Annotated in this window: 7 protein-coding genes; 3 read left to right on the top strand and 4 right to left on the bottom strand. The window is 60.0% G+C overall.

Annotated elements, in window-relative coordinates; translation table 11 throughout:
- Positions 1-1,384 (top strand): AAA family ATPase (locus ACGVJ8_RS11440; RefSeq protein WP_392348204.1); only part of this gene is annotated, 1,384 nt, incomplete at its 5' end.
- Here ACGVJ8_RS11440 and ACGVJ8_RS11435 read toward each other — a convergent pair.
- Complete coding sequence (locus tag ACGVJ8_RS11435; RefSeq protein ID WP_392348202.1) at positions 1,370-1,846, bottom strand: 6-carboxytetrahydropterin synthase; 477 nt, start codon at positions 1,844-1,846, stop codon at positions 1,370-1,372. The two genes, ACGVJ8_RS11440 and ACGVJ8_RS11435, sit on opposite strands and share 15 nt — an antisense overlap.
- A 67-nt stretch (positions 1,847-1,913) precedes the next feature.
- Between ACGVJ8_RS11435 and hisIE the strand changes: the two genes are divergently transcribed.
- Positions 1,914-2,582 (top strand): bifunctional phosphoribosyl-AMP cyclohydrolase/phosphoribosyl-ATP diphosphatase HisIE, encoded by a 669-nt coding sequence (gene hisIE, locus ACGVJ8_RS11430; protein WP_392348200.1) that lies wholly within the window; start codon positions 1,914-1,916, stop codon positions 2,580-2,582.
- Here the strand turns inward: hisIE and ACGVJ8_RS11425 are convergent.
- From ACGVJ8_RS11425 to ACGVJ8_RS11415, 3 genes are read right to left on the bottom strand one after another with little or no spacing between them, the layout of a single operon-like run.
- Complete coding sequence (locus ACGVJ8_RS11425; RefSeq protein ID WP_392348198.1) at positions 2,579-3,235, bottom strand: L,D-transpeptidase; 657 nt, start codon at positions 3,233-3,235, stop codon at positions 2,579-2,581. The two genes, hisIE and ACGVJ8_RS11425, sit on opposite strands and share 4 nt — an antisense overlap.
- Before the next feature lie 46 nt (positions 3,236-3,281).
- Positions 3,282-3,947 carry a peptidase gene (locus ACGVJ8_RS11420; RefSeq protein ID WP_392348196.1) on the bottom strand — a complete coding sequence of 222 codons (666 nt, stop codon included), beginning with the start codon at positions 3,945-3,947 and terminating at the stop codon, positions 3,282-3,284.
- A complete protein-coding gene (locus ACGVJ8_RS11415) occupies positions 3,947-4,438 on the bottom strand; it encodes a DUF2214 family protein (RefSeq protein WP_392348194.1) in 492 nt (163 codons plus the stop codon). Before ACGVJ8_RS11415 ends, ACGVJ8_RS11420 begins: the two co-directional genes overlap by 1 nt.
- A 181-nt stretch (positions 4,439-4,619) precedes the next feature.
- On the opposite strand from ACGVJ8_RS11415, the gene ACGVJ8_RS11410 reads away from it, so the two are divergent.
- Positions 4,620-5,347: sigma-70 family RNA polymerase sigma factor (locus ACGVJ8_RS11410; RefSeq protein ID WP_392348192.1), on the top strand; the 728-nt coding region annotated here is incomplete at its 3' end.

Here is a 5,347-nt window from a genome sequence, read left to right as displayed (position 1 = left end):
GAAGATGGAGATCACCTCCAAACCGGAGGAAATCGATGAAATCGATCGAAAGATCCTGCAGCTGGAGATGGAGAAGCTCTCCCTCGGCCGTGAATCCGACAGTGCCAGCCAGGAACGGCTGCAACGGATCGAACGGGAACTAGCGGACCTGGGAGAACAGCAAAGTTCCCTGAATGCTCAGTGGCAACAGGAGAAAGGCGCGATCGATGAGCTGTCGTCGCTCAAGGAAGAGATCGAACGGGTGCAGCTGCAGGTGGAACAGGCCAAACGCAGCTACGACCTCAACAAAGCGGCGGAACTGGAATACGGCACCCTGGCCTCGCTGCAGAAGCAGTTGCTCGAACAGGAAGCCCAAATCGCCTCAGAGGAGCCTGGCGAGAAAGGCTTGCTGCGGGAGGAGGTGAGCGAAGACGACATCGCCGAGGTGATCGCCAAGTGGACCGGAATCCCTGTGGCGCGGCTAGTGCAGAACGAAATGGAGAAGCTGCTGCAGCTGGAGGATGACCTGCATCAGCGGGTGATCGGGCAGCACCAAGCCGTCACCGCCGTCGCAGATGCGATTCAACGGTCCAGGGCAGGGCTGAGCGACCCGAACCGCCCCATCGCCAGCTTTCTGTTTCTCGGTCCCACCGGTGTCGGCAAGACGGAACTCTCCAAAGCGCTCGCCAACCGGCTGTTCGACAGCGATGACGCCATGGTGCGCATCGACATGTCGGAGTACATGGAGAAGCACACCGTGAGCCGTTTGATCGGGGCGCCTCCCGGCTACGTGGGATATGAGGCCGGTGGCCAGCTCACCGAAGCGGTGCGTCGTCGGCCCTACGCCGTGATCCTGTTCGACGAGGTGGAGAAAGCCCACCCGGATGTCTTCAACGTGATGTTGCAGATCCTCGATGACGGCCGTGTCACCGACGGGCAGGGCCGCACCGCGGACTTCACCAACACCGTGCTGATTCTCACCAGCAACATCGGCAGTCAGTCGATCCTGGAGCTGGCCGGCGATCCCGAGCAGCATGGAGCGATGGAAAGCCGGGTGAATGAAGCTCTCCGGGCCCATTTTCGGCCGGAATTCCTCAATCGCCTCGACGATCAGATCATCTTCCATAGCCTCAGGCGGGAGGAACTGCGTCAGATCGTCACCCTCCAGGTGGAACGTCTGCGTCAGCGGCTGGCTGAGCGCAAGCTGGAGCTCAGCCTGAGCGATGGGGCCGCCGACTGGCTCGCCAATGCCGGATATGACCCCGTCTACGGGGCACGACCGCTGAAACGAGCTGTGCAACGGGAACTGGAGACACCCATTGCCAAGGCGATCCTGGCGGGTCGTTACAGCGAGGGGCAGGCAATCAGCGTGGAGCTGGAATCGGACGCGTTAGCTCTGCGCTGAAAACCAGGGGGGAACCGCGCTGTACGTGGCCGCATTGCTGCTGTTCTCCCGTGCCTCCACGCCGTAGCAACAGGTGCGACCACCATCCCACTCCTGCAGCAGCTCATTGGCCCAGGTCCAGATCAAGGCCGCCGTTGCCTCCATGCCCACGTTTTCCATCACACGGAGATCAATGGCCTGGAGGTCGTGCAGCCGCTGCCATTCCGCCAGCAGTGGATCGTCGGCATTGACAAGAAAGGTGTGATCGAACTGCTGCCGCAAGCGTTGTTCGAAGGGGCGAAGGCTGGAGAAATCAACAACAAAACCGCAGGCATCCAGCTCCGTTGTGGCGAACCAGAGGTTGAAACTGCGGCTATACCCATGCACGAAGCGGCAATGGCCCTGGTGGCGCCACTGCCGGTGACAGCAGGGGTAGCCGCTGAAGGCTTTGGTGCAGCTGTAGGGGGTCGGAGAGACAAGCAAGAGGTGAAAACGCGGAATGGAGCACGCTGCGGGAAGATTCAGGTGTTGCCCGAATGTCCGAGGCCTGATGCAGCCCCTCAGCCCCGCCTTCATTGACCAACTCCGTTTTAACGAAGCGGGGCTGATTCCAGCTGTGGCCCAGGACTGGCTGGATGGGGCTGTGCTGATGGTGGCCTGGATGAACCGGGACGCAATCGAAGCCACCCTGCGCAGCGGTGAGGTGCATTACTGGAGCCGCTCACGCCAGGAGCTTTGGCACAAGGGGGCCACCAGCGGTCACATCCAGACGATGCGGGAGATCCGCTACGACTGTGATGCCGACGTGCTGCTGGTGACCGTGGAGCAGGTTGGGGATGTGGCCTGCCACACGGGCTCCCGCAGCTGTTTCTACGAAAACAGCGATGCCCGAACCACAGGTGGAGCAGAGGCTCTAGCGCCACCAACGGATGCCTGCACCGAACTGTTCCGGGTGATCGAGGGGAGACGCGAGCAACCGGAGGAAGGCAGCTACACCAACAAGCTGCTGGCGGGGGGAGATAACAGCATCCTCAAGAAAATCGGCGAGGAGAATGCTGAATTCGTGATGGCCTGCAAAGATGGCGATGTCGCCGAGATCGCCGGCGAAGCTGCGGACATCATCTTTCACATGCAGGTGGCCCTAGCCCATCATGGCGTGAACTGGCGGCAGGTGCAGAAAGTGCTGGCAGCGCGACGGGGTGCCCCGCGCCGGCACTAAGGCAGACAGGGGCTGTCGCTGCTGATCACCACTTCATCACCAAGCTCCACGGTGTCCAACAACACCCCCATGGTGAGCTGACCGGCGTTGATGCAACCGCCAGTCACCGCCTTGCCGATCCGGGACTCGTCATTGGTGCCGTGAATGGCGAAGCTGTACCAGCGGAAAACGCCGTCGTAGGTGTTGAAACGAAAAGGCTGCTCTGTGGCGGGCACAGGAGCCAGGCTGATGTAGCCGATGCCATATTCCCCAGTTTCCCCATCACCTTTGAAGTCAATGGAGTTCATGTTGGTGAAGAGGCTCTCGTGCAGCTCCTCTTCCGATTTTCCGGATTGCTCCACCAGGGAGGGATCCATCTCGAAGCGGTCATTGCTGAGAATGGCGTTGACCTGAAAGGTTCCGAGCGGCGTGACGCCCTCTTCAAAGGCGGTGCCTTCACAGCCGATGCCATGGCGACCATGGCCAACGGTGAAACGCAACGGTCCCTCGGCACGATCCAACACACCTTCACTGGCTGCTGGATTGCTGCCGTCCAGTTGGATCCGAATCATTTCTCGAATCTGAGGGTCCTGCTGGGGCAGGCTGTTGTTGGAACAACAACCCACCAGGCTCAGTGGCAGACCAGCCAGCGCCAGAGAACGGATCAGGTTCATCGATCAACCACGACTGCCGGCAGCATGCCGCGCTGAAATGGTGACGTCACTCAGGTGATTCGGATTCGGCCGGTTCGATGGGCTTTCGAATCGTTGAACCGAAACGGGTGGTCTGCTGCATCACCCACGCCAGCGTGAGACGGTCCCGCTCCGATGGCACCAACACCGGACGTTCGCCTTGGCTGATCGCCAGAACATCAGTGGGAACAGAACTGTGGCCCCAGAGGCCGAAGGCGTGGCCCAGTTCGTGCAGGGCCGTGGCCTGCAGTGCTTCAGCCTGCAGCCCGGGTGACACCATCACCTTCAACTGGGGTTCAAGCCTTCGGCGGCCCTGGCGCTGCACGTCCACAACCTGAAGTTGTGTGCGTCCGTTGCTGGCGCGCCACACCCCAGCGACCTGCCGTCGGGCCGGACGCTGACGATGAATCAACACGTTGGCCTGTTCCGGACTGTCCACCAGCGTGAGCGGAACAAGTGCACCCCAGGTGGTCAGCGCCGAGGACACCTCATCAAGCCAGCGCTGGTCCCAACGGTTGGCCGGCGTGGCGGCGGCGGGCTGAACCCAGACGCACCAGTGTTTCAACACGGGCGGGCCTAAGGGAGTTGTGGCGATGGAGGAGACATAGCCCGGCCTTTGGCCTGGAGCCTGGCGTTCCAAAGCCACCCGCAGCATTCGAACCTGCTGTTGTGGAGGACAGAGCTCGGGCTGCATCAGGCGGCGGGAAGACCCACACCGCGGGCCATCAGGGTCGCCAGCAACGGAATGCTGGCGAAGCCCACCAATTCAACATTGATGATCCAGGCCAGGCGATTCGCGAGGGCCTCGCTCACCTTCGGTAGCTCACCCTTGCGCAGCGGAATGGCCCAGAGGATGTAGGTAATCGTGGGATAGAGCGACAGGCCTCCCACGGAGAGGTACAAACCAACCTTCCACCAGAACAAAGGATTCTGGGTGTAAAACTCAGCTCCCTGGCCGAAGTGGATCACCCGCAGGATTCCACTGACGAGAAGAGCCAGGGCAGCGATGCCATAGACAATGTCGGTGATCACCATCGCCGTGGCTTCCTGGCGATTCGGATCAGTTTTGATCAGCTTCCGCTCCAGCACCAGGGCGCCGAAACAGAGCATGAAGCTGAGGTAGTGAACGTAGGCAACGCCAGCGTTTTTGGCGATGTCGGACGTGAGAGCGACGGCCAAGGGCATGGGCGTGGCGACGGTAGGTGCGGTGACCTTAGCTACCCAATTGAATTAACAATGAAAGATTCACTTCACTAACAGAAAGAAAGAGTGAAATAGCGCACAAAGCATTAATTCGGGAGTCTTTATTATGACCGCCAGAAAAAAAACGCTTTGGTTCTAGGTTCAATTCAGCCGTATCGTCATGATGATGAGTTCTCTGAGTGCTTTTCTCGGCGAAATTGGTCGCCATCAACTGCTCACTCCAGAGCAGGAACTCATGATGGGGAGGAAGGTTCAGGCGATGGTCGCCATCACAGAACGCTGTCATCTAGCTGGCGGGAGTGGCCCAGCCTGTGAGTATAGCGATGAAGAAAAAGGTGTGATTCGCCGTGGCGAACGGGCCAAGAATCAGATGATTACGTCCAACCTTCGCCTTGTTGTCAATCTGGCCAAGCGTTATCAGGGCAAAGGTCTGGATCTGCTCGATCTGATTCAAGAGGGAACCCTTGGCCTGACCCGTGCCGTCGAGAAATACGATCCCACCCGCGGCCATCGTTTCTCCACCTATGCCTACTGGTGGATTCGGCAGGGCCTGAACCGAGCGCTCTCCACCCAAAGCCGCACGATTCGCATTCCCGTGAATGTGAACGAAAAGCTCACCAAATTGCGGGCTGCCAAGGCACGCTTGATGCAGCGCAATGGCCTCAGCCCCAGCGGAGAGCAGCTGGCGGTGTTCATGGAGATCCCCATCGCTGAGGTGGAAGATCTGCGGGCCTGTGAACTGCGCAGCGTCACCGTGAGCCTGCAGGGAGTTGTGAAATCGAAATCGGATCCCTCCGAGCTGGTGGATGTGCTGCCCAGCGAGGAGCTGCCGCCGATGGAACGGGCCGAGATCGATGAACGCACCGCGTCGGTCTGGTCCTTGCTGGCCAA

The organism is Parasynechococcus sp. (assembly GCF_042954245.1).
Classification (GTDB): Bacteria; Cyanobacteriota; Cyanobacteriia; order PCC-6307; family Cyanobiaceae; genus Parasynechococcus.
The sequence above is the reverse complement of the archived record's forward strand: the minus strand, read 5'-3'. Positions and strand labels throughout refer to the sequence as shown.

Bases quoted from the DNA above. Each gene is read 5' to 3' on its own strand.
- ACGVJ8_RS11425 (WP_392348198.1), bottom strand. From the start codon at position 3,235: ATGAACCTGATCCGTTCTCTGGCGCTGGCTGGTCTGCCACTGAGCCTG.
- ACGVJ8_RS11415 (WP_392348194.1), bottom strand. From the start codon at position 4,438: ATGCCCTTGGCCGTCGCTCTCACGTCCGACATCGCCAAAAACGCTGGC.
- ACGVJ8_RS11420 (WP_392348196.1), bottom strand. From the start codon at position 3,947: ATGCAGCCCGAGCTCTGTCCTCCACAACAGCAGGTTCGAATGCTGCGG.
- hisIE (WP_392348200.1), top strand. From the start codon at position 1,914: ATGCAGCCCCTCAGCCCCGCCTTCATTGACCAACTCCGTTTTAACGAA.